Origin of the sequence: Tissierella pigra, from assembly GCF_018917845.1 — a bacterium.
Taxonomy (GTDB): domain Bacteria; phylum Bacillota; class Clostridia; order Tissierellales; family Tissierellaceae; genus Tissierella; species Tissierella pigra.
This window is the reverse complement of record NZ_JAHLPJ010000001.1, coordinates 2,700,116-2,727,096: the sequence shown is the minus strand read 5'-3', so window position 1 is coordinate 2,727,096 and position 26,981 is coordinate 2,700,116. Positions and strand designations below refer to the sequence as shown.

Here is a 26,981-nt window from a genome sequence, read left to right as displayed (position 1 = left end):
TGAAATAATTGGTAAAAGACGAAATAATAATAAGAGGGGCTAAGGAGAATAATTTAAAAAATGTATCATTAGAACTTCCTAGAAATAAATTTGTAGTATTTACAGGTCTTTCAGGTTCGGGAAAATCATCTTTAGCCTTTGATACCATATATGCAGAAGGACAAAGAAGATATGTTGAAAGCTTATCTAGTTATGCTAGACAGTTTTTAGGTCAAATGGATAAGCCAGATGTGGAATATATAGAAGGACTTTCTCCTTCCATATCCATAGACCAAAAAACCACATCAAAAAACCCTCGTTCCACTGTAGGCACAATAACAGAAATCTATGATTATTTAAGACTATTGTATGCAAGAATAGGTACACCATATTGTCCAAGTTGTGGAAAGGAAATAACCAGCCAAACAGTGGAACAAATGGTAGATAAAATAATGGAAATAGAAGAAAGAACAAAGATTCAGATTTTAGCCCCAATTATAAGAGGTAAAAAAGGTGAACATATAAAGGTGCTAGAGGGTATCAAAAAAGAAGGATATGTAAGAGTTATAGTAGATAATGAAATGTATGATATTGGAGATGAAATCAAGCTAGAGAAGAACAAAAAACATACTATAGAAGTAGTAGTAGATAGAATAGTAATTAAAGAAGGAATTGAAGGAAGACTATCGGACTCTTTAGAGACTGCATTGAAATTAGCAGAGGGAATTGTAGTAGTAGATATAATAGATAAAGAAAAAATAATGTTCAGTGAAAAACTTGCTTGTCCTGATTGTAATATTGCCATGGAAGAACTATCTCCTAGAATGTTTTCCTTTAATAGTCCTTTTGGCATGTGTGAAACTTGTAATGGATTAGGATTTCATAAGGAAATAGATAAGGGACTTATTATACCAAATTTAGATTTAAGTATAGATGGAGGAGGAATAGCACCTTTTTCAAGTTCCAACGAATCTACCTATTACTATCAAATATTTAAAACTTTAGCTGAAGACAATGGATTTAGTACAGATAAGCCTTTAAAAGATGCACCAGAAAAGTTTATAGATGAATTATTATATGGAACAGATAGAGTAATAAAATTTAAGTTTTTAAGTCACTTTGATGAAGATGGAATGAGAGATTACAATGGAAAATTTGAGGGAATTATTCCAAATTTAACAAGAAGATATAATGCAACTAACTCTGACTATATGAGGGATAAAATAGATGAATATATGGCAGAAAATCCTTGTCCTAAATGTCATGGAAATAGATTAAAAGATGAAGTTTTATCAGTAAAGATAAATGGATTAAATATTGCACAATTAACAGATTTATCTATTTTTAAAGCCATAGAATTCTTTAATGACTTAACCCTTACAGAAAAAGAGCAAATAATAGGAGAACAGGTATTAAAAGAAATTAAAGAAAGACTTAATTTCCTAAAAGATGTAGGATTAGATTATTTGACTTTATCTCGTATGGCAGGTACATTATCTGGAGGAGAGTCACAAAGAATTAGATTAGCCACTCAAATAGGTTCTAGTCTTGTGGGAGTAGTATATGTATTAGATGAACCAAGTATAGGGCTTCATCAAAGAGATAATGAAAAGTTACTAAAAACTTTAAGAAATTTAACTGATTTGGGAAATACCTTAATAGTAGTAGAGCATGATGAAGATACTATGTATGTAGCAGATCATATTGTAGATATAGGTCCAGGAGCAGGTATTCACGGCGGTGAAATAGTAGCTGAAGGAACCATAGAGGAAATAAAAAACAATCCTAATTCCATTACTGGGCTATATTTATCGGGAAAGAAAAAAATTGAAATACCAGAACAACGAAGAAAGCCTAATGGAAACTGGATAGAAATAAAAGGGGCCAAGGAAAATAATCTTAAAAATATAAATGCAAAAATTCCCATAGGTTTATTTACCTGTGTAACAGGAGTATCTGGTTCAGGTAAATCCTCCTTAGTAAATCAAATATTACACAAGGCCTTGGCACAAAAGTTAAATGGCTCAAAAGTAAAGCCAGGGAAGTTTAAAGATATAAAGGGGTTGGAATATTTAGATAAAGTAATAGATATAGACCAATCACCTATAGGTAGAACTCCTAGGTCAAACCCTGCCACTTATACTGGAGTATTTGACCATATAAGAGATGTATTTGCCATGACTAATGAAGCTAAAATGAGAGGATACCAAAAAGGCAGATTTAGTTTCAATGTAAAAGGCGGAAGATGTGAGGCTTGTAGTGGAGATGGAATATTAAAGGTAGAAATGCACTTCTTACCTGATGTATATGTACCTTGCGAAGTATGCAAAGGTAAAAGATATAATAGGGAAACTTTACAGGTTAAATATAAGGGAAAAACCATATCTGATGTACTGGATATGACAGTGGAAGAAGGAGTAGAGTTCTTCAAGAACATACCTAAAATAAGCAGAAAACTAGAAACACTATATGATGTAGGACTAGGATATATAAAAATAGGTCAATCTTCTACAGAACTATCTGGTGGTGAAGCTCAAAGAGTAAAATTAGCTACAGAACTATCTAAGCGTTCCACAGGAAAGACTATTTATATACTAGATGAACCGACTACAGGACTTCATGTAGCTGATATTCACAAGTTGATTAAAGTATTAAATCAATTAGTCGAAGGTGGAAATACAGTAGTAGTCATAGAACATAATTTAGATGTAATAAAAACAGCAGATTATGTAATAGACTTAGGACCAGAAGGTGGAGATAAAGGTGGAACAGTAGTCACTACAGGAACTCCAGAGGAAGTTGCCAAGGTTAAGAAGTCTTATACAGGACAGTTTTTGAAAAAAATATTGGAATAAATAAAGGCTAGGGATAAATTCTCTAGTCTTTTAATTTATAAAGAAATAACTAAATTTTCAAACCATATTGATATTATAGATTGTTTGTTATATAATTAGTATAACAGAAAAAAGGAGGTTGGAAAATGTTAAGACTTGAAAATATTTCTAAATCATACAATAAGGGTGCTATAAAAGCAGTAGATAATATTAATTTAGATATTAAAAAAGGAGAAATATTTGGGTTTTTAGGCCCAAATGGTGCAGGAAAGACTACTACTATAAAAATGATAGTAGGACTTTTAAAACCAGATAGTGGAAAAGTAACAGTAGGTACAGTAGACGCTTGGCAAGAGCCTATAGAAGCAAAGTCCATGATTAGTTATGTGCCAGATAATCCTGAAATATATGATAGGTTAAAGGGTATTGAATATTTAAACTTTATGGGTGATATGTATGGAATTCCCAAAGAGGAGAGAGAGAAGAAGTTAAACTATTATTTAGAGTTATTTAGCATAAAAGATGCAGTAGGAGATTTAATAGCCAGTTATTCTCATGGAATGAAACAAAAAATTGTATTAACAGGGGCATTGTTAAGCAATCCAGATTTATTTATTCTTGATGAACCTATGGTAGGTCTTGACCCAAAGTCTGCTTTTAATTTAAAGGAAATTATGAGGAAAATGTGTGACGAGGGAAAAACAGTGTTTTTCTCCACCCATGTGTTGGAAGTAGCAGAAAAACTATGTGATAGAATTGCCATAATCAATAAAGGAAAAATTGTGGCTTTGGGAACAATGGAGGAGTTAAAGGCTCATGCAGAGGAGAAACAGTCCTTAGAAAATATATTCTTGGAGTTGACTGAATGATGAATAAGATTATTTCATTGATTAAAACCGATTTCAATATTACTTTTGGTTTGTCCTCCATTATCTATAGTTTTAAAAATAAAAAAAATAGATGGCAAATGATAATTTTAGCCATAGCAATGCTATCTTTAATACCATCATATTTTTTAATAATAAATAGTTTAAATGGTATGTATGATATATATGCAGAAGTAGGTCAGAAATCCATGTTTTTATTATCAGGATTTTTAGTAACTCAGATTATGGTATTTATTTTTGGGCTACTTTATGTAATGAGTAAATACTATTTTTCTAATGATTTAGCAACTTTAGTACCGCTACCTATTAAATCATCATATATTATAGGTTCAAAATTTGTAACTTTAATGATTAGTGAGTATTTGACTTCCTTACCTATTATATTGCCTTTTATTATTATATATGGAGTTAAAGGAGGAGAAGGATTACTTTATTGGATATATTCCTTGTTATTAGTGATTACAGCTCCTATTATACCTTTAGTATTGTCATCTATTGTAATAATGGTATTTATGAAATATACAAATATTGGAGCGAAAAAGGATTTAATTAGGGTTATTGGTGCAGTAATTTTCATTATTGCCATGGTATATTTCCAACTTAAAATTCAAACCATAGCTGGAAAGGCAATGATGGAAGGAGATTTTTTTGTCAATCTAGTGAAAGATTCTAATCTTCTAGTAAAAAAGTTGGGAATTATATTTCCACCTTCTCAATGGGGTGCATTGGCTCTATCAAATTATTTTAATTTAACAGGGTTAATGAATTTATTGACTTTTATAGTAGTAGGTATCATATCCTTTATGATTATGCTATTTTTATCTGAATCCTTATTCTTTGACGGATTAATAGGAAATATAGAAGTATCAGCATCTAAAGGAAAAAGCAGAAAAAAAATAGCCCTAAAAGATATGACTAAGGAAACAAAGCCTTATATAGCTTTAGCAAAAAAAGAAATTATAATGTTATTTAAGACCCCTGTATATCTGTTAAATACAGTAGGAGGAGTAGTTATGCTTCCCATAATATTACTAGTAGCAAGTATGACAGGGGGAGATGAGTCACTGGTTCAGATAATAGATATGCTAGGAGGTAATAATAATTTAATAACCTTAGCTGGTATAGCTTTTATTGCAGCATTAGGCATATTAAATAGTATAGGAGCAACTAGTTTTTCAAGAGAAGGGAAATGTTTATGGATCCAAAGAACTTTACCAATAAAGGTAGAAGATCAAATAATAGGCAGGATTTTATCATCATTAATAGTCCAGATATTAGGAGTAGGGGCATTACTTATTAGTCTAAGTTTTATAATAAAACTAGATATATTAAGTATTCTATTAATTGTATTTTTAGGGCTTTTAGGTAGTATTCCAATGACCCAAATTGGAATGATAATAGACATACTAAGACCACTTTTAGATTGGGATAATCCGCAAAAAGCAATGAAACAAAATCTAAATGTATTAATTAGTATGGGATTAGGGGTCTTATATTTAGGAGGTTTAATATATTTAGTTATAAATATAATGAATAAAGTAGATGTAAATTTAATTTATGGATTATTGACAGTAGTATTTGGATTAACCAGTATAATATTATTTGTATTATTGAAGAAGCTAATAAAAACACAATTTGAAGTGATGGAATAAAATCAAAAAAATCCCTCTGTATTATCAGAGGGATTTTTTTGATTTTATATAAGTCTTGAATAATATTCAACAACAAGTTGATCATCTATTTCTATTGGAATTTCATTTCTTTCAGGATATTTAATTAGGGATCCTGACATATTGTTTTCATCTTTTGATAAATAAGGATAACTATTTAAGAAGAAGTTATTGAAGTTTTCCTTAAATATTTCAATATCCTTAGATTTTTCTCTTAATGAAATAGTATCTCCTACTTGAATTATATAGGAAGGTATATCTACTTTATTACCATTTACAAGAATATGTCCATGAACTACCATTTGTCTAGCCTGTCTAATGGAAGAAGCAAAACCTAGTCTATATACTAGATTATCTAATCTTGTTTCTAAAATCTTAACTAAAGCATGACCAGTTTGCTCTCCAGATTTTTTAGCCTTAATTACATATTTCATAAACTGTTTTTCCATTACACCATAATAAGCTCGGAGTCTTTGTTTCTCCAATAGCTGGATTCCATATTCTGTCAGCTTCTTATCTCCGCGAGAACTGCCTTTTGTGGCTCTATCCATTGCTTTAGGATGACCACATACGTTTAATCCTAACCTTCTAGATTGTTTAAATCTAGGTCCCATCATTTTTGCCAAATTATATCACTCCATCAAAATTATTTGCCGCGATAATTTTGAGCCAATAATATTATAACACAAGAAATAAAAGAAGTAAATGATAACAATTATCATTTAATTTAAATTTTCAGCTCTTTTTCTGATTTGAATATCTTCATCATCTATAGGTTCATCTAAAACTATTCCATGAGGTATAGTCTTTGTATTTTCATCAACAAATACAAAGGTAATAAATCCATCGGACAATATGTCTTGGCTATTGTTTCTAGTCATTTTACCATAAACCATAAAACTAGTTCTTCCAACCTTTGCCAATCTAGTTTCTAAATTTATTATATCTCCTTTATTTCCAGGAGTTTTAAAAGTCAATCCATGAATATTTACGCAAACTATATTTTCGGGTTTCCCAGTAATTTTAGCTCCGCAAATAAAACAAGCTTCTACAAACCATTCAGCTCCTCTTCCTGCAAATAATGTACCATGATGATTCAAATCTTCTGACTTAACTAACCTAGATACTTTGACAATTCCCATTGTACTCCTCCTTTGTTTTAGATAATACTCTTTCATTATAACAAGAAATATTTATAATACAATATCATAAATTTCCTTTAGCAGAAATTTAAAGAAAAAATTATATCAAGGATTGGAAAAAAATGTGATTGAAAATGTTCTAAATATTTAGTAATATATATATCTATGTAAAAATAGATTCTTTAAGGAGTGACATACCAGTGGAAAATGAAAGAAGAAAACCATATCTTTATGAGGCAATTTTATCCTTTGGGTTTCTTATAGCTATTATGGCAGCCAGTATTTCTATATACGAGGCTGATCCACATATTCCAATGCTAGTAGGAACATTATTTGCGGCTCTTATAGCAGTGAAAATAGGCTATAGTTGGGATGAAATTCAAACTTCAATGTTTGATGGAATTTATCAGGCTTTACAAGCAATTATTATTCTTGCAATTATAGGTGTTTTAATAGGGGTATGGCTTTTGGCAGGAGTAGTACCTAGTATGATTTATTATGGTTTAGGAATATTGAAACCTAGTATATTTTTAGTAGCTACAGTAATAATTTGTTCTATTACATCTTTAGCTACTGGTACTAGTTGGGGTACTACAGGTACCATAGGTATTGCCCTTATGGGGATAGCACAGGGATTAGGAATTCCAGCACCTATAGCAGCTGGAGCCATTATTTCAGGAGCATATTTTGGAGATAAGATGTCTCCCTTATCAGATACAACAAATTTAGCACCAGCAGTTGCAGGTACTGATGTTTTTACTCATGTTAAGTTTATGCTTCCAAGTACATTAATATCTTATGGTATAACCTTAGGAATATTTTTATTTATTGGTTTTAAATTTAGTGGAGAAGGAACAGATTTTTCAGCCATTGAAACCATTAGAACAGGTATTGTATCATCCTTTAAAATATCTCCTCTATTACTTATACCACCTATAGCAGTTATTGTATCTATAGCATTTAAGGTTCCAGCTATTCCTGGGATTACAATTGGAATTATAATAGGAGCTATAGAAGCCATTATATTTCAAGGAGCTAATTTAGGTAATCTTTTGACTGCTAGCTTTAGTGGATTTGTTAGTGAAACTGGTGTGGAAATGATAGACAAACTTCTAACTGCTGGTGGGCTACAAGCTATGATGTTTTCCATATCTCTTACAATAATAGCCATGATGTTTGGTGGCATCATGGAAAAGACAGGACAATTAGAGGTCATAGTTGGAGCTTTAATAAAGAGAATAAAATCTGTAACAGGTCTTATAACTGCAACTATATTGACTTGTTTATTTAGCAATGCTACTATGCCAGAGCAGTATATATCCATAGTAATCCCAGGGAGAATGTACGCATCTGCTTATAAAGAAAGGGGACTTCATCCAAAGACATTATCAAATGCTCTAGAAGCTTCTGGTACATTGACATCAGCTTTAATTCCATGGAACACCTGCGGTGTTTTTATGAAGGGAATTTTAGGTGTATCTGCCTTACAATATGGGAAATGGGCATTTTTTAATTATTTAACACCTATTATAGTAATACTTCTAAGTTTTACGGGTTTAACTGTGGCTAAACTAAATAAAGATAATATTTAAATTAAAAAACCTTATATTTTTATAAGGTTTTTTTATACCCTATATTATCTTGTTTAGAGTATCAAAATATAATATAATGATAAAGTTATAATATATAAAATTCATAGTAAAAGGAGATGTAAAATGGCCAAGGAGTATTCAAATGAAGATAGAATAATTAGAAACAAAATACTGTCTATGATTATACCCATAACAGGTGAGAATGTTTTACAGATGACAGCAGGAATTGTACTTATGGCAATGATAGGCAGAATAGATGCCTACGCTGTTGGAGCAATAGGTATAGCCACAGTTCTTTATAGAATACTATGGGGAATATTTAAGGGACTAGCAACGGGAACCTCTGTATTAGTAGCACAGTCTCATGGTGCCAATAATTATGAGAAGCTAAAATCCATATCTGAGCAATCATTTATTATTTCCATAGGAGTAGCAATTATATTTCAACAATTATTATTTTGGTTTGCCAAGCCGTTGCTGATGGTATTTAATCCAAACCCAGACCTACTTGCAAATGGAGTATTATATCTGAAGATAATTTCATGGTCATTACCCTTTGCAGCTATTATACTTTTAGTGGCAGGAATACTTCAAGGCATGGGAAACGCAAAAACACCTATGATAACTGTAGGTATACTAAATATAGTCAATATTATTGCGGGATTTGTGTTGGTAACTGGAAATGCAGGTATTAAATCTTTAGGGTTAAAGGGTGCAGGATACGCTTATAACATTGCTTATATTACTTCAGCTTTATTTGGTATAATTATGTTATTTGGTAAAAATGGGATTATAAAAAACATGGAAGGGAAATTTGGGTTTAGATTTAAGTCAGATGAAGCAAAAATGATATTAAAACTTGGACTTCCTACATCTTTTGAAACATCATTTTGGCAGGCAGCATCTATATTTCTTACAAGGGCAATTCTTACTTATGGGGAGTTAGCTTATTCTGCTTATCAACTAGGATTACAGGCAGAGTCTATATCCTATATGCCAGCTACAGGATTTGGCGTGGCAGCTACTACTTTTATTGGGTATGCTCTAGGAAGTAAGAATAAGGAATTAGGTAAGAAATATCTTAATCAACTTATAAAATATACTATTGTTGTAACTATATTTGCAGGTGGAATACTTATTATATTTCCAAAGCAGATTATGGGGCTTTTAGTAAAAGAACCTGAAGTAATTCAAATAGGTGCTATGTATCTATTGATAATGGGAATAACTCAATTGCCGCAAAATATATCTGGTGTATTAAATGGCGCTTTAAGGGGAGCGGGATATGCAAAAGTACCTATGATAAATGCAGGAATAGGTCTTTGGCTTATTAGGGTGCCATTTGTAATGATAATGGCTTATGTTTTCAAGGCAGATATAGTTTGGCTGTGGATAGGTATAGCAATAGATATGTGCTGGAGACTTGTATATTCTTATTTTTATTTTAAAAAGAAGGATATATTTGAACAAGAGGCATTAGTTATTGAATAAAAAAAGGAAGGAAGAGGCTATTGAACGATATAGAACTAGCAAGAAAAGTATTGAAGCAGGAAGATTTAGCCTTAGTAGTAGTAAAAAATGGTGAAATTGTTTTTAAATCTAAAGATAAGGGTATAAAGCCTATGTATATATTGGCTACAGAAGTGAAGGAGCTATCAAAGGGTGGCTCATTAGCTGATAGGGTAATAGGTAAAGGGGCAGCCTTATTATGTAGATATATTGGAATTGAAGAAGTATACACTGAATTAATATCAGAAGGCGGTATAAATACTTTAGAAAAATATAAAATTCCATATATCATGGAAAAATCTTGTCCATATATAAAAAATAGAGATAAGACAGGATATTGCCCAATAGAAAAACTTTCTTTAGATATAGATAATCCAGAAATATTATTGGATAAAATAAAGGAGTTTTTCAAATCAGTTGAAAAGTAGGATAGAATTTATCCTAAAAGGAGAGATACAATGGAAAAGACAAATCGTACAAAAGAACTGGTCATAGCAGGTACATTATTGGCAATGGGAATCATAATAACCAATATATTTCATGCAACTGGAATTCCAGGAACCATATTTCTACCTATGCATATTCCAGTATTTTTAGGAGGACTTTTATTACCACCATATTTAGCTTTGATATTGGGAATGATAATGCCTATAATTAGTTCCATAATCAGTGGTATGCCACCATTATTTCCTATGGCAGTAATAATGGTATTTGAATTGGGAGCCTATGGACTTATAGCATCTATATTATATAGAAAGATGAAAATACCACCTATAATAGCATTGATTATTTCCATGATAGGAGGAAGGCTAATGGCAGGGTTAGTAGTGTTTTTATTAGCAACTTTCTTTGCCGTAGAATTATCCCCTATGACCTTTGTCATAAGTGGAGTTATTACAGGACTTCCAGGTATCGGAATTCAACTGGTTTTAATACCTAGTTTAATATATGGCATAGTAAGATATACTACAATTGATTTAGACTACTAATTAGGAGGGAAGATATGTTAATTAAAAACATTGATTTAGTACCTATAAATGGAAAAGACGAGGTAATAAGAAATACTAATATCTATATTAAGGATAATGAAATAATCCATATAGGTGAAATAAGAGATGATATAGAAGTAGAAAGGATAATCGATGGAAAACATAAAATAGCAATGCCAGGACTTATAAACAGCCATACTCATATAGGAATGTCTTTACTTAGAAACTTTGCTGATGATTTACCATTACATGATTGGTTAACTAAAAAGATTTGGCCTACAGAAGCAAATCTTACTAGTAGAGATGTATATTGGGGTTCGCTTTTAAGTATGGTTGAAATGATTCAAGGTGGAACTACAGCTTTTTGTGATATGTACTTCTTTATGGATGAAGTAGGTAATGGACTAGAAGAGTCAGGTATGAGAGGAGTATTGACTCGTGGACTAATTGAAGATGAAGGAGCAAAACGGAAACTAGATGAAACTAGAGAGTTATTCAAAAACTACCATGGAAAAGGAAATGGAAGAATTAAAGTTATGGTAGCACCTCATGCACCTTATACTTGTAGTCCAGATTTTCTTAAGGAAAGTTTTAAACTTGCAAAGGAGTTAAACACAGGCATTCATATACATCTTTCTGAAACTAGAAAGGAAGTGGAAGATAGTTTCAATTTACATGGTAAATCTCCAATCAGGCATGTATATGATTTAGGATTATTAGATATACATACTATAGGTGCTCACTGTGTCCATGTAGATGATGATGATATAGAAATTATAAAAGAGAAAGGTCTAATTCCTGTGAACAATCCAGGAAGTAATTTAAAACTAGCATCAGGATTTGCACCAATAGATAAAATGCTGAAAAAAGGAATACCAGTAGCTTTAGGTACAGATGGTTCTTCATCTAATAATAATCTAAATATGTTTGAAGAAATTAATCTAGCATCCATAGTAAATAAAGCAGTAAACCTAGATGCAGTGTCAGTACCAGCAATAGAAGCTCTAAAAATGGGGACTATAAATGGAGCAAAGGCATTAGACTTAGAAAAGGAAATAGGGTCTATTGAATTAGGGAAAAAGGCAGATTTAATTCTTATAGATACAGATAAGCCTCATCTTTATCCACATCATAATATAATATCTTCATTGGCTTATGGAGTTCAGGCATCAGATGTAGATACAGTAATAGTAGATGGTAAGATAATAATGGAGAAGAGAGAAATTAAAACCCTGGATGTAGAGAAAATAAAATTCATGGCAGAGAAACACGCAAAAGACTTAGTTAATAGATAAAAGATTAATAGTCATTAGAAATTTCTAATGACTATTATATCTTTTTTGTAGTTGGTAATAATTGTACAGAACAATTATGTAAAACTAAGGGTGAAAATCATGATTTCAAATAATTTACAAAAAAATAGGGAAGAATTAAAAAGAATATTTAATAATACCAGTGATCTAGTATTATATGAATTCAACACTTTATGTTAGAATGGTTAGGACCTATTCTATATTTGAAACAATTGAGTCTGTATTATTGGATTAGATATCTAATGGCAGAGTTATTGTAAATTCAGTGCCTTTTCCATAAATACTATTTACATTTATTGTACCACCATGGGCTTTAATTATTGTGTTTACAATAGATAAACCAAGACCTGTTCCACCAGTGTTTTTGTTTCTTGAAATATCTGTCCTATAGAATCTTTGGAATATAAGAGGAATATCTTTTTCTTCTATACCTATGCCATTGTCTGTAATATTTATAATGGCATTATTTTTTTCTGCTTTTAGAGTAATTTTAACTTTCCCCAATTCATTTAGATACCTAATGGAATTAGAAAGAAGATTGTAGATAATTTGTTTAAACTTGTCTTTATCCATATTGATATAAATATGGTCTTCTATATGTCTTTCAATAGTGAACCCTTGTTTTGTATATAGAGGAACAAAAGTTATAATAGTACTTTCAAGTTCTTTAGATAGGTTGAATTTAGTTTTATTTAAAATAATATCTAATTCTGTAGCATTGAAAGAGTCTTTAAGATTATCAACTAAATGTGACAATCTATCTATTTCAGTCATAAGAATATTTAAATGTTCTTCATTAGGCTGCCATACACCATCTATAATGGCTTCTAAATGAGACTTTAATGTAGCCAAAGGAGTTCTAAGTTCATGGGAAATATCAGAAGCATATTTCTTTCTAATATTATCTTGTTTAGCCAAAGTTTGTCCTAGAAAGTTAATTGAATCTGATAACTCTACAATCTCAAGAGTATTTGTATTTACTTTAGATCTTTTATTTAAGTTGCCTTTACGGATTTCAACAGCTGTATTTCTAATATTTATTAAAGGTGTAGTCAAAGACTTAGATAATATAATACTAACTATTAATCCAAGAATGGTAGTAAAAATAGTTGATAATAAAAAGGATTTAGATAAGGTGTTTTTAAATAAAATAGCAGACTTTGTTAAATAGGAATTATCAATATATCCTATAATTAGTTTTCCTACTTCTTCATTTTCCTGAATAAAGGGAAAGTCTTTCTCAACATAGTTTCCCTCATACATACCATGACTCATCATCATTCTTTTGTGCATATGTCCCATTCCCATTTTGTTGTTATTAGTTGAGGTATATAATATATTATCATTTAAATCTCTAATTTCAATATATACGTTTTCCAGTGAAGCATAAGAGTTGATTTCATTTTGATGTAAAACACAACCATTTTTGTTATACAACTGGTTTAAATTATTGCTAATTTGATCTAATCTATTTTGATGTTCATCAGTTAGATAATTTTCAAATTTATTGTTTATCATAATATTTGATATAAAGCTGGTTATTATAATAGAAAATAAAATTGATGAAATAAAAAATAAAGTAAACTTTTTAGAAAGCTTCATATATATTCCTCCAATAAATGTTAAGATAACGATTACTTTTTTCATGAAATTTATAGTATAATTATATTATAACAGTTAATATTGTAAGAAATATGAAGAAATACATTTCTTCATATTTACTTCACATTCTATGGTTATAATCAATTTATAGAATGAGAGGAGAGATAAACGATGAAAAAATTATTAGCAGTAGGAACTTTAGTAACAGTCATAGGAATGGGTTCTTTAATAGGATATGCAGATTCACCTAAGATACCAAATATAATCCCTTCAAATAAAAATACCAACTATAGTACAGAAAACAGAGAAGAATGGTTTAAGGAAAGAATGAAATATAGGAGAGAAGAAATTCAAAATCTCCTTAAAGATGGAAAGATTACAAAAGAAGAAGCAAACAATTGGGAAGAACATTTAGATCAAATGGAGAAGTATCATGAAGAAAATGGATTTGTACATGGTATTTGCGATAAAGATAATTTTAGAATGGGTATGAGAAAGACTGGTAGAGGATGCAGAAGATAGAAGAGGGTGAATTATTTGTTAAAATGGATAAAAAAGATGCTAAATAAATTAGCAAATGCTAATAAGGAATCTTTTGGAGATCAACCATTGGACTGTTGTCAATTAAGTAAGAAAAAATAAGAAAAGAAAATAAGTAACTCCAATTTTGGGTGTAAGGGACCCAAAATTGGAGTTACTATTTTTCTACTGTAAACTTATATCCAAGTCCATAAATTGTGTGAATATATTCTGGAGACTTTGGATTAGTCTCAATTTTGTATCGTATATTTTTAATATGAGTATCTATTGTTCTATCAAATCCATCATATCCTTCACCAAAGGTAAATTCTATTAATTGTTCTCTAGATAAGACTTGATTTTGGTGAGATATAAAGGCTAATAATATTTTAAATTCATTAGTTGTTAAGGTTATATTTTTATTATTTTTCTTAACTAACATTTTATCCACTTCAATTTCTAAATCCCCATTATTGAAACTAAGTTTTTCCGCCACTGGTCTAGAGTTAGGATATGCTCTTCTAAGAAGTGCTTTAACTCGGCTGACTAATTCCCTAGGACTAAAGGGTTTTAATACATAGTCATCAGCTCCTATGGATAAACCTTCTATTCTATCATCTTCATTGGTCTTAGCAGTAAGCATTATAATTGGCACATCAGATGTAGTCCTTATTTTTTTACATACTTCTTCCCCAGATATTTTAGGAATCATAAGGTCTAATATAACTAAATGAATGTCATTAGTTCTAAATAATTTCAATGCCTTTTCTCCATCATGGGCTAAAAATACATTGAACTCTTTAATTAAATAAGCTTCTATAACATCAGAAATGTTTTTTCATCTTCTACGATTAAGATATTTACGGAGTTCATATAATCACCTTGTATAATGAACTCATATAGAATTCATATATATTTTCCTTTCTTGATTATTTTCTATATAATCTTAACCAGACGCTGTGGATTAGTTTAATCACCTACAGCAGCTGTCTTTATGAAGCCGACTGTTTCTATAGAGAGTCTAACCATAGCTCTGTGTTGATTTGTTAATTAGTTAGATAACGCATGACGTTTTATATGTAGCAAGGATACATTTAACATAGAGTTTGGATAGGTTACACTAGTTAGGACAGGTTTTCTCCGAACATGATATAATAATATTAGGAGGAGAAAATCATGTCAAGAAAATATTATGAGGAAAATTTCAAGAAGCAATTAGTCAACATATACAACCAAGGTAACCATACCTATAGAGATCTACATGAGCAATATGGAGTCTCTCCATCTACTCTGAGGCAGTGGGTAATAAGATATAATAATACTAAATCATTTAATGCTGAAGATAATAGAACTGATGAAGAAAACAGGGTAATAGAACTAGAAAAAAGAGTTAAGCAGCTTGAGATGGAAAATGATATTTTAAAGCAGGCAGCACTACTACTAGGCAAAAAGTAGACTTGATTATTTCCAATAGGGAGAAATACAGTATTAGTGCTATGTGTAAGTTTTTAAAGGTCTCAAGAAGCTTGGTATATTATCACCTAAATAATAGGAAATCTAGTTCTGTCAATAAAGATTCAGAGATAGAGAAACATATAATAAAAATCTTTCATAGAAGTAAAAATAACTATGGCACCAGAAAAATTAAAGTAGAGCTTGAAAAACTGGGTCATCAAGTCTCTAGAAGAAGGATAGCTAGGATTATGAAAGAAAATGCCTTGGTATCCAACTATACAGTAGCTCAATATAAGGTCCATAGCAGGGGCTGTAATGAGTCTAAAGTCTCTAATATAGTTGATAGACAGTTTGATAATAGAGATAAACTAGAGGTAGCAGTAAGTGACCTTACCTATGTTAGAGTAGGCGGTAAATGGAACTATGTCTGTACCTTGGTAGACCTATCTAATAGGGAAATAATAGGCTATTCAGCTGGTCCCAATAAAGATGCTTCTCTTATAGAAAAAGCACTTTTAAGCTGCCGTTATCCTTTAAAAGATATAAAGATATTTCATTCAGACCGTGGTAAGGAATATGATAATATAAAAATAGATAATATCCTAGAAGCCTTTAACATAGAACGTTCTCTAAGTAGGAAGGGGAATCCCTATGACAATGCTGTAAGTGAAGCTACCAATAAAATCCTAAAAGTAGAGTTTATATATCAAAATACATTTGAAAGCTTAGAAGACCTTGAATTACAACTTGCAGAATATATTTACTGGTATAATCATATAAGGATTCATGGATCCTTAGGATACATATCACCAATTGAATATAGAAATAGAGCTAGCTTTGATTTAGCAGCTTAGGCAGTATTTAGAAAGTATATTCTTGTTCGGAATAAATTTGTCTAAAAAAGGGTTGCCTTTCCAAAATCATCTATACAGATTCTTTGCGTATTTCAAATACTAAGGAAGGATTCGATAAACTCTATTCAACAATCATTTCTTGCCTAGATTTAAATGGTCTAGATGATGTAAAAATAGGACTTGAATCAACAGGTCACTATAGCACAAACATTACAAATTATCTGTATTCCAAGGGATTTCAAGTACATATCTTGAATCCCTTATCTACTAATCTTTTTCGTAAGGCCACTACCCTCAGAAAAACTAAAACAGATAAAACTGACGCCAAAGTCATTGCAACGATGCTGTTCTCTGATGAATCAAAATCCTATTCTAATTCATCATATCAAATTCAGGAGTTAAAGTCGGATTGACCCCTTAATATTGGACAAAAACTCACGAATACTTTCTTTTTGTTAGTTTATCTATATTTTAATGTTTATCGCTTTTTTTATTATACATAAATATTTATCCTCATCAAGGGTAAAGGCTACGCCCTTGCTATCGCAAGCCCTTGATTTCAGCTAAATATTTATGTGATTTGCTACTAAGCGAAAAAACATTAAAGTCTTACTACTAAAGGTTTTACTGTTCCCTCTAAGGTTTTTTGATAGAATTCCATTGGAGAGATATAACCCAAAGAACTATGAATTCTAAACTTATTGTAAGATTTCATATACTCAGATACTGCCTCATAGGCTTCAGCATAGGTTTTAAATTCGTACCTTGATAAACATTCATCCTCTAGTAATCTATGGAAAGATTCTATATGAGCGTTTTTGTTTGGAGTTTTAAATGGTATCCTTTCATGCTCTAGTTTTAACTCCTTACAAGCATCTTCAAATTTATTGCTAATGAATTGTGGACCATTGTCTGACCTTATTACTAAATTAGTGTCTTTATCATAGAGACCACGCTTCATTAATGCTCTTTTAAGAATTATAGTTATATCTTCTGCAGTACATGATAGTCCTATATGGTATTCTACTATGTTTCTATCATATACATCTAGAAAAGAGGCTATATAAAAGAATCTATCTTCACCACAGATGTAACCATATTTTATATCTACTTCCCAAAGAGCATTAGGATTTGTAATTTCTCTATTTTGAGCTATTTTCCTTGGATGCTTTGGTTTAACTATCCTTTGAGGTCTTAGTACATTTAATTCTTTACATAATCTATACACCTTCTTTTTATTTATGATTAAATTAAATTTTCTTCTTAGTATTATGGTTATTTTATGATAACCATAGCATAATCCTTCAGATTCAATGATTTCACAAATATATTCTTTAATTTGTTCATCACAGACAGTTTGTCCATCGGTGGTTTTAGATGAACCTTGAATTGGTCTACCACCCTTGTTTATTAACTTTCTATCTTCTGTTGATTCTATATTTGAATTTTTATTTATATTAAAGTAATAGGTTGATTTGTTTAATCCAAGTATTTTAAGTACCTTAGTTACTGGATAACCATACCCTAGCCATTTATTAGCTATATTTACTTTATCTTCTATCTTTGGGTCGTTTTTTTTAGTAGGTCTTTAAGAATAGCTATTTCAAGGTCCTTTTCACCTAATAGCTTCTTTAATTGCTCATTCTCCTTATCTAAGGAGGAATTAGTGCTATAATCTATATTAAGAGGATTATTGGTTTTATTAGCTGATTTTGACTCCCTAACCCATCTTGTTACTGTACCTGGAACAATATCATGTTTTCTTGCTACTAAAGTTGCATTACCAGTTTCCTCTACTTCTTTAACTATTTGTCTTTTAAATTCTTCTGAATATCTTGTGTTTTTACTTCTCACTTTGGCAACCTCCTATTGATTATATTTTACTATAATCGTGTGCGATTGTCCAAAGTGGTTAGGGGGCTAAATAGAAGTCACTAACAAGACATCGGTATCGTATGGTTGGTTATCGTACTAAACTTAAACTCTCTGTTACACGTTTACTCGATATTATCTTTCCAGAACTTGAAAACTTTGTCTGGTCAGTTCATCAGAGTTCAAGTTATGCCTTATTACTTGAGTTACCAACCCCTAAGGATATTAGTTCTTGTCATCTCACAAAACTTACTAATATCATAAGTAAGGCTTCTAGAGGTAGGTATGACAAGGATAAGGCTATTGCATTAAAAGAACTTGCTTCTAATTCAATTGGCTCTAGTAGTCGTTCTACATCCTTTGAACTGCAGCAAACTATCCGACTCATTCAATCTGTACAAACTGAAATAGATGCCTTGGATAAACAAATTAAAATCGTTGTAGATGAGTTAAATACACCACTTTTGACTGTACCTGGTATTGGTTATACTCTGGCTTCAATAATATTATCAGAAATTGGTGACATTGAGCGATTTTCTACACCTGCTAAACTTCTTGCATTTGCTGGTATGGAACCTTCTACCTATCAATCTGGAAAGTTTACTGCATCAAAGACTCCAATGGTTAAACGCGGCTCAACTTACCTTAGATGGGCAGTTCTACAAGATGTAAGACTTGTATCAATGCGTGATAATACTTTTTCAACATATATGGCTAAAAAACGTTCTGAAGGTAAACATTATTCAGTTGCTCAAAGCCATGTAGGTAAAAAACTATTAAGAGTTATTTTTTATCTACTTAAGAACAAAACAGCATTTGTTTCACAAATGTAATTATACCTAAATATATTTTTTATGAGAGCAACGTTGTTGTTCTATTTGTTATGCACATTTTTATTATTTTATTTTTCAGGTAAATATATCAAATTTATATTGACTTCATATAGTTAGTCTCCTAGATATATTACCTTAAAAAATAATTATAAAAAATTCTTTTCTTTTAAGAACATTTATGTTATACTTGAATACAATATTAAAACATACTAAAATGCTAAGAATTGGTAAAGTAAGTTATATACAGTATCACAGAGAGGACTCTAATGGTGGGAGGAGTCTATATAATATATAATTGAAGTGCACCAATGAGCATAGAGTCGAAGATAGTTAGTAGACTTATACGGATGTTCCCGTTACAGAACTAGAGTATGAAAGTACTTGAATTGAGCTAAAGATTAATTCTTTAAGCAGAGTGGAACCGCGAAACTTACCTTTTGCCTCTGTATATTTATTTATACATGGGTAGAAGGTTTTTTTTATGACCTAACTTAGCGAACGATAGTGAGCTTTAGTAGGTCAAACGTAACGAACGCCAAATTTATGTGAATGACAATGAGCAAATAAATTTGTGCAGTGAGACTACGTGAAATGACCTAACACAACGAACTAAGTTAAGTTGATGTAGGTCAAACGCAATGAGAACCCAATTTATACGAGTGTAACGAGTAAATAAATTGGTGTTTCGAAACTGCGTAGTCACCTTGTCATACATTAAACTTAACCAAAGTCATAGTTTTTGATTAAAGAAACTGGTGACAACAGGATACATTATTAAAATATAGGAGGTAGTAAAATGATAATTAGTAATATTAAAGAATCCATAGGAAATACACCAATAGTTAGACTAAATAGAATTAAAGAAGAAGGAATGGCAGAGATATTTGTAAAAATTGAATCCTTCAATCCTTCAGGAAGTGTAAAAGATAGAGCTTCTCTATATATGATAGAAGCTGCTGAAAGAGAAGGAAAATTGATTAAAGGAGGAACTATTATAGAGCCTACCAGTGGAAATACAGGGGTTGGTCTTGCTATGATAGGGGCAGCAAAGGGATATAATGTAATTTTAGTTATGCCAGATACTATGAGTATAGAAAGAAGAAAGCTAATGGAAGCCTATGGTGCTAAGATTATTTTAACAAAAGGAAAGTATGGTATGAAAGGTTCAGTAGAACTAGCAACTAAATTAGCTGAAGAAAACAATTATTTTATGCCAAATCAGTTTGAAAATAAAAATAATGTAATAGCTCATTATGAGACTACAGGTATAGAAATACTCAAAGAAACCAATGGAGAGATTCATGCTTTTGTTGCAGGAGTAGGAACAGGTGGTACTATATCAGGAGCAGGAAAAAGACTAAAGGAACATAATGAGGGTATATTAATAGTAGCTGTTCAGCCAAGTAAATCTCCAGTTTTAACAGGTGGAAATCCTAGTCCTCATAAGATACAAGGTATAGGTGCAAATTTTGTACCAGGTATATTTGATAATAAAATAGTAGATGAAATACTAAGTATTGATGAAGAAACAGCATATTCTTATGCAAGAAGATTAGCTGTAGAAGAGGGAATTTTATGCGGAATATCAGCAGGTTCAAATGTGGCTGCTGCAGTTATAATGGCCAAAAAGTTAGGTGAAGGTAAAAAGGTCCTAACTATTATTCCTGATTCTGGAGAGAGATATTTATCTACAGATTTGTTTTTAGAGGAGTGATTTTATGTTTAAATGGTTTATAAATGATGCAAAAAATATATTGGAAAAAGATCCTGCGGCTAAAAATCTTTTTACAGCTATGTTTTTCTATCCAAGTCAAAGGGCGATATTTTACCACAGAATTGCACATAGACTATATAAGAAGAAAAAATTCATATGGTCTTGGATAATCTCTCAACGAGCTAGAAGAATAACTGGTATTGAAATTCACCCTGGAGCTACTATCGGTGATAAATTGTTTATAGACCATGGAATGGGTGTAGTAATAGGTGAAACTGCCGAAATTGGAAATAATGTAGTGATGTATCATGGAGTGACATTAGGAGGAATAGGTGGAGAAAAGGGTTCTAAGAGACATCCAACTATAGAAGATGATGTAATTATAGGAGCAGGTGCTAAAATTCTTGGACCAATAACCATTGGAAAAGGAGCTAAAATAGGTGCGAATTCTGTAGTATTGGAGGATGTTCCTCCATATTCTACAGCAGTAGGCTCTCCAGCAAGAATAATAAGAAAAAAGAATAAGAACTATGGCTATATATATGTAGTATAAAAAATATTTAAATTTTAGTTTACAATATAGTATTCTAGAGTATAATATATATAATATAGTAAATACAAAGATCAAGAATAGTAATCATAATAAAGATCTAAAGAGAGCTGGAAAAGGTGGAAACCAGTGATACTATTATGATGAATGGACTTGTGAGTATATATCTGAACATAGTAAGATATAGGATTAATCAACCTTATATGATTAGAGTTGGCTTTTTAGCAACAAGAGTGGTACCGCGGAATTGAACCTTTCGTCTCTTAATAGAGATGGAAGGTTTTTTTATGACCTAACTTAGCGAACGCCAGTGAGCTTTAGTAGGTCAAACGCAATGAGCTCCAAATCTATATGAGCGTAGCGAGTGAATAGATTTGTGATGCGAAACTGCGTAGTCACTTTGTCAAACAACTCAATCTAACGAAGGTGATGAAGGCTATATAGGTCAAACGCACCTACGCTGTCCGTTTTGTCTACAATTCGTTACGCTCATTGGACAAAAAGTCAATGAGCTCCAAATCTACATGAGTAGCGATTAAATGAATTTGAGTTTCGAAACTTCGTAGTCATAGTATCAAACAAACTAACAAATGACAGTAATTATGATAGGAGGGATTTTTATGGAAAGAAAAATTGTATTTAGTGGAGTACAGCCTTCAGGGAAATTAACTATAGGGAACTATTTGGGAGCTATAAAAAACTGGGTAGATTTGCAAAATGAATATAATTGCTATTACTGTATAGTTGATTTACATGCAATAACTATACCTCAAGTGCCAAAGGATCTTAGAAAAAATACATTAGATGTACTGGCATTATATTTGGCGGCAGGAATAGACCCAGAAAAAAGCACTATATTTATTCAATCCCATGTACCAGAACATACAGAACTAACTTGGGTATTAAATAGTATATCTTATATGGGGCAATTAAATAGAATGACTCAGTTCAAAGAAAAGTCTAGAAAGTCTGAAGAGAACTTAAATGCAGCATTATTCACTTATCCAGTACTAATGGCTTCTGATATACTCTTATATGAAGCGGATTTAGTTCCAGTGGGAGAGGATCAAAAGCAACATTTAGAGTTAGCTAGAGATTTAGCCATAAGATTTAATAATAAATATAGCGATACATTTAAAGTTCCAGATCCACAAATAAAGGAGATTGGGGCAAAAATAATGAGTCTTCAAAATCCAGAAGCAAAAATGAGTAAATCAGATACAGATGAAAACGCATATATATTACTTTTAGATGATAAAGACACAATTAGAAGAAAAATAAAAAGAGCAGTTACAGATTCCTTAGGAGTAGTGGCTTATAATGATGAACAAATTGGACTCAAAAATTTATTAGATATATATAGTGTGTTTTCAAAAGAAGAAATACCTAATATAGTAAATAGATATGAAGGAAAGGGATATGGTGAATTTAAAGAAGATTTAGCAGAAGTAGTTGTAGAAAGTCTTTCACCTATTCAAGAAAAATATAATTATTTAATAAACAATAAAGACCATTTAGAGAAGATATATAAAGAAGGGGCAGAAAAAGCATCATATCATGCTATGAAAACCCTTAGAAAGGTCTATAAGAAAGTAGGATTCATTCCCAAATAGGAGGAATAATGTATGAAGTATTTTTTTAGGGGAACTCCAGATGATTTTGTATTTCCAATTTGGAGCTTAACTCATTTTTTAATATTAGCCATTGCATTTGTAGGTGTTGAATTTATAGTATTAAAGAAAGATAGACTTAAATCTACAAATATGGGAAAAATATTTAAAAAATTTATGATTATAATATTGGTTTTACAACAGGTAAGTTTATATTTATGGTATGGATTCTCAGGGTATTTTACTATACAAGAAAGTTTGCCATTCTATAATTGTAGAGTAGCCATTATATTTACAATCTTTGCCTTAGTAACAGATAAAAAGATATTTAAAAACGTAGGATGCTATTGGGGTGTAGCAGGGGCAATATTGGCATTGTTACTACCTACTGACTTAGACCCATTTTCATTTCCCCATTATACTAATATATCATTTTTCATAGGCCATATAGGTTTACTATGGTCCACAATATATATATTAGTAGTTGAAGAGTATAGGATGGATAGAGAGAGTTTAAGGTCAATATTATATTTTACAAACATTTATCATTCATTTATATATATATTCAATATAGTAGCTAAATCAAACTACTGTTATTTAGTTGAAGCACCTATTGCTAAGGCATCCTTTGAAAAATTCATGTCACCAATGGCTTACAGTTTAACTGCATTTTTAGCATTTAATATATTTATTATATTAATCTATGGAGTAGCAAAATATATATATAAAACATTAGATATAGATGAAGATTTAGCAAAATTTGCTTCATAAGAATATAAAAAGCCCTAAGTATAATTACTTAGAGCTTTTTATATTCTCTGACCATTTGATTATTTCCTCAGCTGTTTCTTTAGCATTGTTATTATTAAAGATTTTTTTATAATTCCTATTTTTGTGTTCATACATAGGGTCATAATATTTAATCATAAGTTCCTCAATTACTTCTTTATATCTGTGATTCTTTATTAGTTCTATATATTTATCGATATTATTATCCCCTAAATACTTTCTTAAATTATTTAAAGATACTATAAGTTCATTATCTGTATCATGTACATAGTCCTTTGAAAGGTTATATACTCGATTTTCCATAGTAGCTTGAATTTTTATTCCTATACCATTATTCATAGCTTCATATATATAAACAGGTATCATATCTTTTCCAATTCTTCTGCTTTCACCTTCTACAAATACAAGATTGGTCTTTCTTTTACTTAAAGAATCATATACTAAAGATTCAAACATCTTTTGGCTATTTTGTTTACCAAGGCCTACACTACCAAGGAGAGAGCCTCTGTGATTAGCACATCCTTCTAAATCTAAAACATCCATGCCTTGATTTTCTAATTCCTTTAGTATATCTGTTTTACCTGTTCCAGTATTGCCGTATAGGACGACAAACTGTATATCTTTAACTATATTTGGTAAATGGTCATTTATATATTTTCTATATCCTTTATATCCATTATCAAGTTTAATGGCATTTATTCCAATGGATTTAAATAATGCAACTAGAGAACTACTTCTATATCCACCCCTAGAACAGAAAAATACAAGATTGTTATACTCTCTATCAAGTTTAGATACTTCTTCATAAATACTAGGTAATTTTTCAGACACAACTTTTACACCAATTTTCTTTGCTTTATCAATGCTTTCATTTTTATAAACTGTACCTATTAATTCTCTCTCTTTATTGCTAAAGATAGGTATATTAATAGCCCTTGGTATGGTTGCAGACTCATATTCACTAGGACTTCGCAAGTCTATTATTATATGATTCTCATCTATTCTATTTTTATCTATATCTTCGTAATCAATTACTCTAAACATATAAAATTCCCTTCTATTATTAATATATATAGATATATTATATACTATTAACTTTATCTATAACAACATAAATTATATAAAAGTTTCTGCAATACAAAAAGCAGATGGCTAATGCTCGGTTTAATTAAACGAGCAACTTTATCCGTAGCAGTCACATCGACCTGCTTCATAAACGCTATCCCCATCTGTCCGGCCTTTTCTACAGTAAATTTATGGTAACAGTTCGGCGAGGTTTGCCAAGCTGGAGCGTGAACTACTTTCCACACTCCTGTATTTTTTTGCTTTATACCTCAGCTTGTATATTTCTGTCAAAAGAAATATAATAAAATTATGGAGGTGCTATGCGTGGATTATATAACGACAAAAGAAGTAGCGAAAAATTGGGGAATCACAGACAGAATGGTAGTGTACCATTGCTCTGCTGGACGGATTAAGGGAGCTAAAAAAATGGGAAATACATGGCTTGTTCCGGTTGACGCTGAAAAACCGGCTGACGGACGATACAGGAGCAATAAAGTAAAGGATGGTGAAAATAAATGAAACGGATATTTTTGGTTGAGGATGATGAGGCAATCGCCAGAAACCTTGTGCTTTTGCTCCGCTCGGAGGGATTTACAGTCACTCACGCCCCTACGCGGAGTGAAGCCCTTGCTGCCCTTGCCGGGAACAAATTTGACTTGGCGTTGATTGATATTTCTTTGCCTGACGGAAATGGCTTTACGGTTTACACAGAAATCAAAGAAACAGGGGATGTTCCCGTTATCTTTCTGACGGCTTCTGGTGATGAGGCGAGTGTTGTTACCGGGCTGAACATGGGCGCGGACGACTATATCACCAAGCCTTTTCGTCCGCGTGAATTGATTGCGCGAATTGGAACCGCCCTGCGAAAAAGCGGGCGTTGCGGATCGGATTTTGAAATCCGCGGGCTTCATGTCGATACGGCAAGCGGTGTTGTGAAAAAAAACGGCAGCGAGGTTTTTCTTTCAGCATTAGAATACCGCTTGTTGCTGGTGTTTATTAGCAACCCTAAAAGTATTATCACGAGGGGCAGGCTACTTGACGAATTGTGGGACGCAGCGGGCGAGTTTGTCAATGACAATACATTAACCGTGTACATCAAACGATTGCGGGAGAAGATAGAGAACGACCCATCAAGCCCGCAAATTATTCTGACCGTTCGGGGGATAGGGTATAGATTGGGGGGCGAGTATGCTTCGGAATAGAGAGTTTCGGCAGTTTGTTATTTTATTCTCCTTAATGGCGGCGGTTGCTGTAATTCTGGGATTTGCAATAAATACTGCGGCGGGAATCCTTGCCATTGCTTCTGCCGCTGCCTTTGGCATAGCGTTTTTCGCGTTTACCAAAGCCCGATACAAAAGCATTGCGCAGATTTCAAATCAAATCGATCTTGTGCTCCATAATGCTGACCATCTGTATATTGGTGAATCGGATGAGGGTGAACTTTCCATTCTGCAAAGCGAGATAACAAAAATGACACTGCGTATTCGAGAGCAAAACGACGCACTAAAAAAAGAAAAAGAACATCTTGCCGATTCGCTGGCTGACATAGCCCACCAACTCCGTACCCCTCTCACATCCGTGAACCTCATTCTGTCATTGTTAGCGAATAATCCTGATGAAAACCAGCGGAAAGCATTTGTACGGGAAACAGATGAATTGCTTGTGCGGATGGATTGGTTGCTTACTTCCCTATTGAAATTATCCCGCTTGGACGCGGGCATTGTGGTATTCCAAAGTGAGCAGATAGATGTAAACAACTTGATATGCGCCGCGCTTCGCCCGTTCCTAATCCTGATGGAGCTGCAGGATATTGATTTGCAAATAGACGTGCCGAAAGGGGTAATTATTCAGGGTGATTCAGGTTGGCTTTCGGAAGCAATTCAAAACATCCTCAAAAATTGCATGGAGAGCGCAGGCAAGAACGGGAAGATTGAGATTGTCTGCAGGTCCAACCCACTGTTTACCGAGATTGCCATCCACGACAGCGGCTCGGGCTTTGAAAAAGAAGATTTACCATGCCTGTTTGACAGGTTTTATCGTGGGAAAAACCCAAACGCTACAGGATATGGGATTGGATTGGCTCTCTGCAAGATGATTATAACACGGCAGGGAGGGACGATTACCGCCAAAAATCACCCGCAGGGCGGCGCGATATTTTCCATTCGTTTCCTAAAGTGACGAATCTCTCACCTAAAAGTCACAG

The 26,981-nt window shown here is 32.0% G+C and carries 26 protein-coding genes and 2 other annotated features; of the genes, 20 read left to right on the top strand and 6 right to left on the bottom strand.

Annotation, left to right across the window (positions count from 1 at the left end):
• The first annotated feature begins 8 nt into the window (after nucleotides 1-8).
• From uvrA to KQI41_RS13400, 3 genes are all read left to right on the top strand, one after another.
• Nucleotides 9-2,834, top strand: a complete 2,826-nt coding sequence (uvrA, locus tag KQI41_RS13410; RefSeq protein WP_154439353.1) for an excinuclease ABC subunit UvrA — start codon at nucleotides 9-11, stop codon at nucleotides 2,832-2,834.
• A 125-nt stretch (nucleotides 2,835-2,959) separates the two neighbouring features.
• Nucleotides 2,960-3,682, top strand: a complete 723-nt coding sequence (locus KQI41_RS13405) for an ABC transporter ATP-binding protein (RefSeq protein WP_154439352.1) — start codon at nucleotides 2,960-2,962, stop codon at nucleotides 3,680-3,682.
• Nucleotides 3,679-5,352, top strand: a complete 1,674-nt coding sequence (locus KQI41_RS13400) for a putative ABC transporter permease subunit (protein WP_154439351.1) — start codon at nucleotides 3,679-3,681, stop codon at nucleotides 5,350-5,352. The genes KQI41_RS13405 and KQI41_RS13400 overlap by 4 nt, the downstream gene beginning before the upstream one ends.
• Before the next feature lie 44 nt (nucleotides 5,353-5,396).
• Here the strand turns inward: KQI41_RS13400 and rpsD are convergent, their stop codons facing one another.
• Together rpsD and KQI41_RS13390 are read right to left on the bottom strand one after the other, a co-directional pair.
• Nucleotides 5,397-5,996 carry a 30S ribosomal protein S4 gene (rpsD, locus tag KQI41_RS13395; RefSeq protein ID WP_154439350.1) on the bottom strand — a complete coding sequence of 200 codons (600 nt, stop codon included), beginning with the start codon at nucleotides 5,994-5,996 and terminating at the stop codon, nucleotides 5,397-5,399.
• Between the two features lie 96 nt (nucleotides 5,997-6,092).
• Entirely contained in the window at nucleotides 6,093-6,512 is a 420-nt protein-coding gene (locus KQI41_RS13390; protein WP_154439349.1) for an acyl-CoA thioesterase, read from the bottom strand.
• 200 nt (nucleotides 6,513-6,712) lie between these two features.
• On the opposite strand from KQI41_RS13390, the gene nhaC reads away from it, so the two are divergent.
• The 5 genes from nhaC (at nucleotide 6,713) to KQI41_RS13365 (ending at nucleotide 11,897) form a co-directional block, all read left to right on the top strand.
• A complete protein-coding gene (gene nhaC, locus KQI41_RS13385; RefSeq protein ID WP_216585470.1) occupies nucleotides 6,713-8,104 on the top strand; it encodes a Na+/H+ antiporter NhaC in 1,392 nt (463 codons plus the stop codon).
• Nucleotides 8,105-8,227: 123 nt separating this feature from the next.
• A complete protein-coding gene (locus KQI41_RS13380) occupies nucleotides 8,228-9,595 on the top strand; it encodes an MATE family efflux transporter (protein ID WP_154439348.1) in 1,368 nt (455 codons plus the stop codon).
• 20 nt (nucleotides 9,596-9,615) lie between these two features.
• On the top strand, nucleotides 9,616-10,041 hold the full coding sequence (locus KQI41_RS13375; protein WP_154439347.1) for a DUF1893 domain-containing protein: 426 nt from the start codon (nucleotides 9,616-9,618) through the stop codon (nucleotides 10,039-10,041).
• A 30-nt stretch (nucleotides 10,042-10,071) separates the two neighbouring features.
• Nucleotides 10,072-10,602 (top strand): ECF transporter S component, encoded by a 531-nt coding sequence (locus tag KQI41_RS13370; RefSeq protein WP_154439346.1) that lies wholly within the window; start codon nucleotides 10,072-10,074, stop codon nucleotides 10,600-10,602.
• A 14-nt stretch (nucleotides 10,603-10,616) separates the two neighbouring features.
• Nucleotides 10,617-11,897 carry an amidohydrolase gene (locus KQI41_RS13365; RefSeq protein ID WP_154439345.1) on the top strand — a complete coding sequence of 427 codons (1,281 nt, stop codon included), beginning with the start codon at nucleotides 10,617-10,619 and terminating at the stop codon, nucleotides 11,895-11,897.
• Between the two features lie 249 nt (nucleotides 11,898-12,146).
• Here the strand turns inward: KQI41_RS13365 and KQI41_RS13360 are convergent, their stop codons facing one another.
• Entirely contained in the window at nucleotides 12,147-13,517 is a 1,371-nt protein-coding gene (locus KQI41_RS13360) for a sensor histidine kinase (RefSeq protein ID WP_154439344.1), read from the bottom strand.
• Nucleotides 13,518-13,688: 171 nt separating this feature from the next.
• Here KQI41_RS13360 and KQI41_RS13355 point away from each other — a divergent pair, with 171 nt between their 5' ends.
• Together KQI41_RS13355 and KQI41_RS19165 are read left to right on the top strand one after the other, a co-directional pair.
• A complete protein-coding gene (locus tag KQI41_RS13355; protein WP_154439343.1) occupies nucleotides 13,689-14,039 on the top strand; it encodes a DUF2680 domain-containing protein in 351 nt (116 codons plus the stop codon).
• A 15-nt stretch (nucleotides 14,040-14,054) separates the two neighbouring features.
• Entirely contained in the window at nucleotides 14,055-14,159 is a 105-nt protein-coding gene (locus tag KQI41_RS19165) for an LDCC motif putative metal-binding protein (RefSeq protein WP_268233508.1), read from the top strand.
• A gap of 55 nt (nucleotides 14,160-14,214) precedes the next feature.
• On the opposite strand, the gene KQI41_RS13350 is transcribed toward KQI41_RS19165, so the two are convergent.
• Nucleotides 14,215-14,796, bottom strand: a complete 582-nt coding sequence (locus tag KQI41_RS13350) for a response regulator transcription factor (protein ID WP_326828306.1) — start codon at nucleotides 14,794-14,796, stop codon at nucleotides 14,215-14,217.
• Nucleotides 14,797-15,212: 416 nt separating this feature from the next.
• Here KQI41_RS13350 and KQI41_RS13345 point away from each other — a divergent pair.
• Both KQI41_RS13345 and KQI41_RS19410 read left to right on the top strand, forming a co-directional pair.
• Nucleotides 15,213-16,345, top strand: a protein-coding gene (locus tag KQI41_RS13345; RefSeq protein ID WP_425335889.1) for an IS3 family transposase whose coding sequence is annotated in 2 segments (ribosomal slippage) — nucleotides 15,213-15,480 and nucleotides 15,480-16,345 — 1,134 coding nt in all. Because the reading frame shifts where the segments join, the coding sequence is not laid out codon by codon here.
• Nucleotides 16,346-16,428: 83 nt separating this feature from the next.
• Nucleotides 16,429-16,758: an IS110 family transposase gene (locus KQI41_RS19410; RefSeq protein ID WP_216585468.1), complete on the top strand. Its 330-nt coding sequence runs from the start codon at nucleotides 16,429-16,431 to the stop codon at nucleotides 16,756-16,758.
• Nucleotides 16,759-16,946: 188 nt separating this feature from the next.
• Here the strand turns inward: KQI41_RS19410 and KQI41_RS13335 are convergent.
• Nucleotides 16,947-18,199 (bottom strand): IS3 family transposase gene (locus tag KQI41_RS13335; protein WP_216585389.1). Its coding sequence is split into 2 segments (ribosomal slippage): nucleotides 16,947-17,917 and nucleotides 17,917-18,199, totalling 1,254 coding nucleotides; the frame shifts between segments, so codons are not numbered across the junction.
• A 101-nt stretch (nucleotides 18,200-18,300) separates the two neighbouring features.
• On the opposite strand from KQI41_RS13335, the gene KQI41_RS13330 reads away from it, so the two are divergent.
• From KQI41_RS13330 to KQI41_RS13310, 5 genes are all read left to right on the top strand, one after another.
• Entirely contained in the window at nucleotides 18,301-19,050 is a 750-nt protein-coding gene (locus KQI41_RS13330) for a transposase (protein WP_216585467.1), read from the top strand.
• Nucleotides 19,051-19,260: 210 nt separating this feature from the next.
• Nucleotides 19,261-19,498: a binding site (T-box leader), on the top strand.
• Nucleotides 19,499-19,846: 348 nt separating this feature from the next.
• Entirely contained in the window at nucleotides 19,847-20,764 is a 918-nt protein-coding gene (gene cysK, locus KQI41_RS13325) for a cysteine synthase A (protein WP_154442521.1), read from the top strand.
• A gap of 4 nt (nucleotides 20,765-20,768) precedes the next feature.
• A complete protein-coding gene (gene epsC / locus KQI41_RS13320) occupies nucleotides 20,769-21,317 on the top strand; it encodes a serine O-acetyltransferase EpsC (RefSeq protein ID WP_154442519.1) in 549 nt (182 codons plus the stop codon).
• Nucleotides 21,318-21,375: 58 nt separating this feature from the next.
• Nucleotides 21,376-21,581, top strand: a binding site (T-box leader).
• Nucleotides 21,582-21,934: 353 nt separating this feature from the next.
• Nucleotides 21,935-22,927: a tryptophan--tRNA ligase gene (gene trpS, locus KQI41_RS13315; RefSeq protein WP_154442517.1), complete on the top strand. Its 993-nt coding sequence runs from the start codon at nucleotides 21,935-21,937 to the stop codon at nucleotides 22,925-22,927.
• Between the two features lie 12 nt (nucleotides 22,928-22,939).
• Nucleotides 22,940-23,695, top strand: coding sequence for a YwaF family protein (locus KQI41_RS13310; RefSeq protein ID WP_154442515.1), 756 nt, complete (start codon nucleotides 22,940-22,942; stop codon nucleotides 23,693-23,695).
• Between the two features lie 24 nt (nucleotides 23,696-23,719).
• On the opposite strand, the gene mnmH is transcribed toward KQI41_RS13310, so the two are convergent.
• Nucleotides 23,720-24,757: a tRNA 2-selenouridine(34) synthase MnmH gene (gene mnmH, locus KQI41_RS13305; protein ID WP_154442513.1), complete on the bottom strand. Its 1,038-nt coding sequence runs from the start codon at nucleotides 24,755-24,757 to the stop codon at nucleotides 23,720-23,722.
• A 345-nt stretch (nucleotides 24,758-25,102) separates the two neighbouring features.
• Between mnmH and KQI41_RS13300 the strand changes: the two genes are divergently transcribed.
• From KQI41_RS13300 to KQI41_RS13290, 3 genes are read left to right on the top strand one after another with little or no spacing between them, the layout of a single operon-like run.
• Nucleotides 25,103-25,297, top strand: coding sequence for a helix-turn-helix domain-containing protein (locus KQI41_RS13300; protein ID WP_216585466.1), 195 nt, complete (start codon nucleotides 25,103-25,105; stop codon nucleotides 25,295-25,297).
• Complete coding sequence (locus tag KQI41_RS13295; protein WP_154442509.1) at nucleotides 25,294-25,980, top strand: response regulator transcription factor; 687 nt, start codon at nucleotides 25,294-25,296, stop codon at nucleotides 25,978-25,980. The genes KQI41_RS13300 and KQI41_RS13295 overlap by 4 nt, the downstream gene beginning before the upstream one ends.
• Nucleotides 25,967-26,956: a sensor histidine kinase gene (locus tag KQI41_RS13290; protein ID WP_154442507.1), complete on the top strand. Its 990-nt coding sequence runs from the start codon at nucleotides 25,967-25,969 to the stop codon at nucleotides 26,954-26,956. The genes KQI41_RS13295 and KQI41_RS13290 overlap by 14 nt, the downstream gene beginning before the upstream one ends.
• Nucleotides 26,957-26,981: the final 25 nt, after the last annotated feature.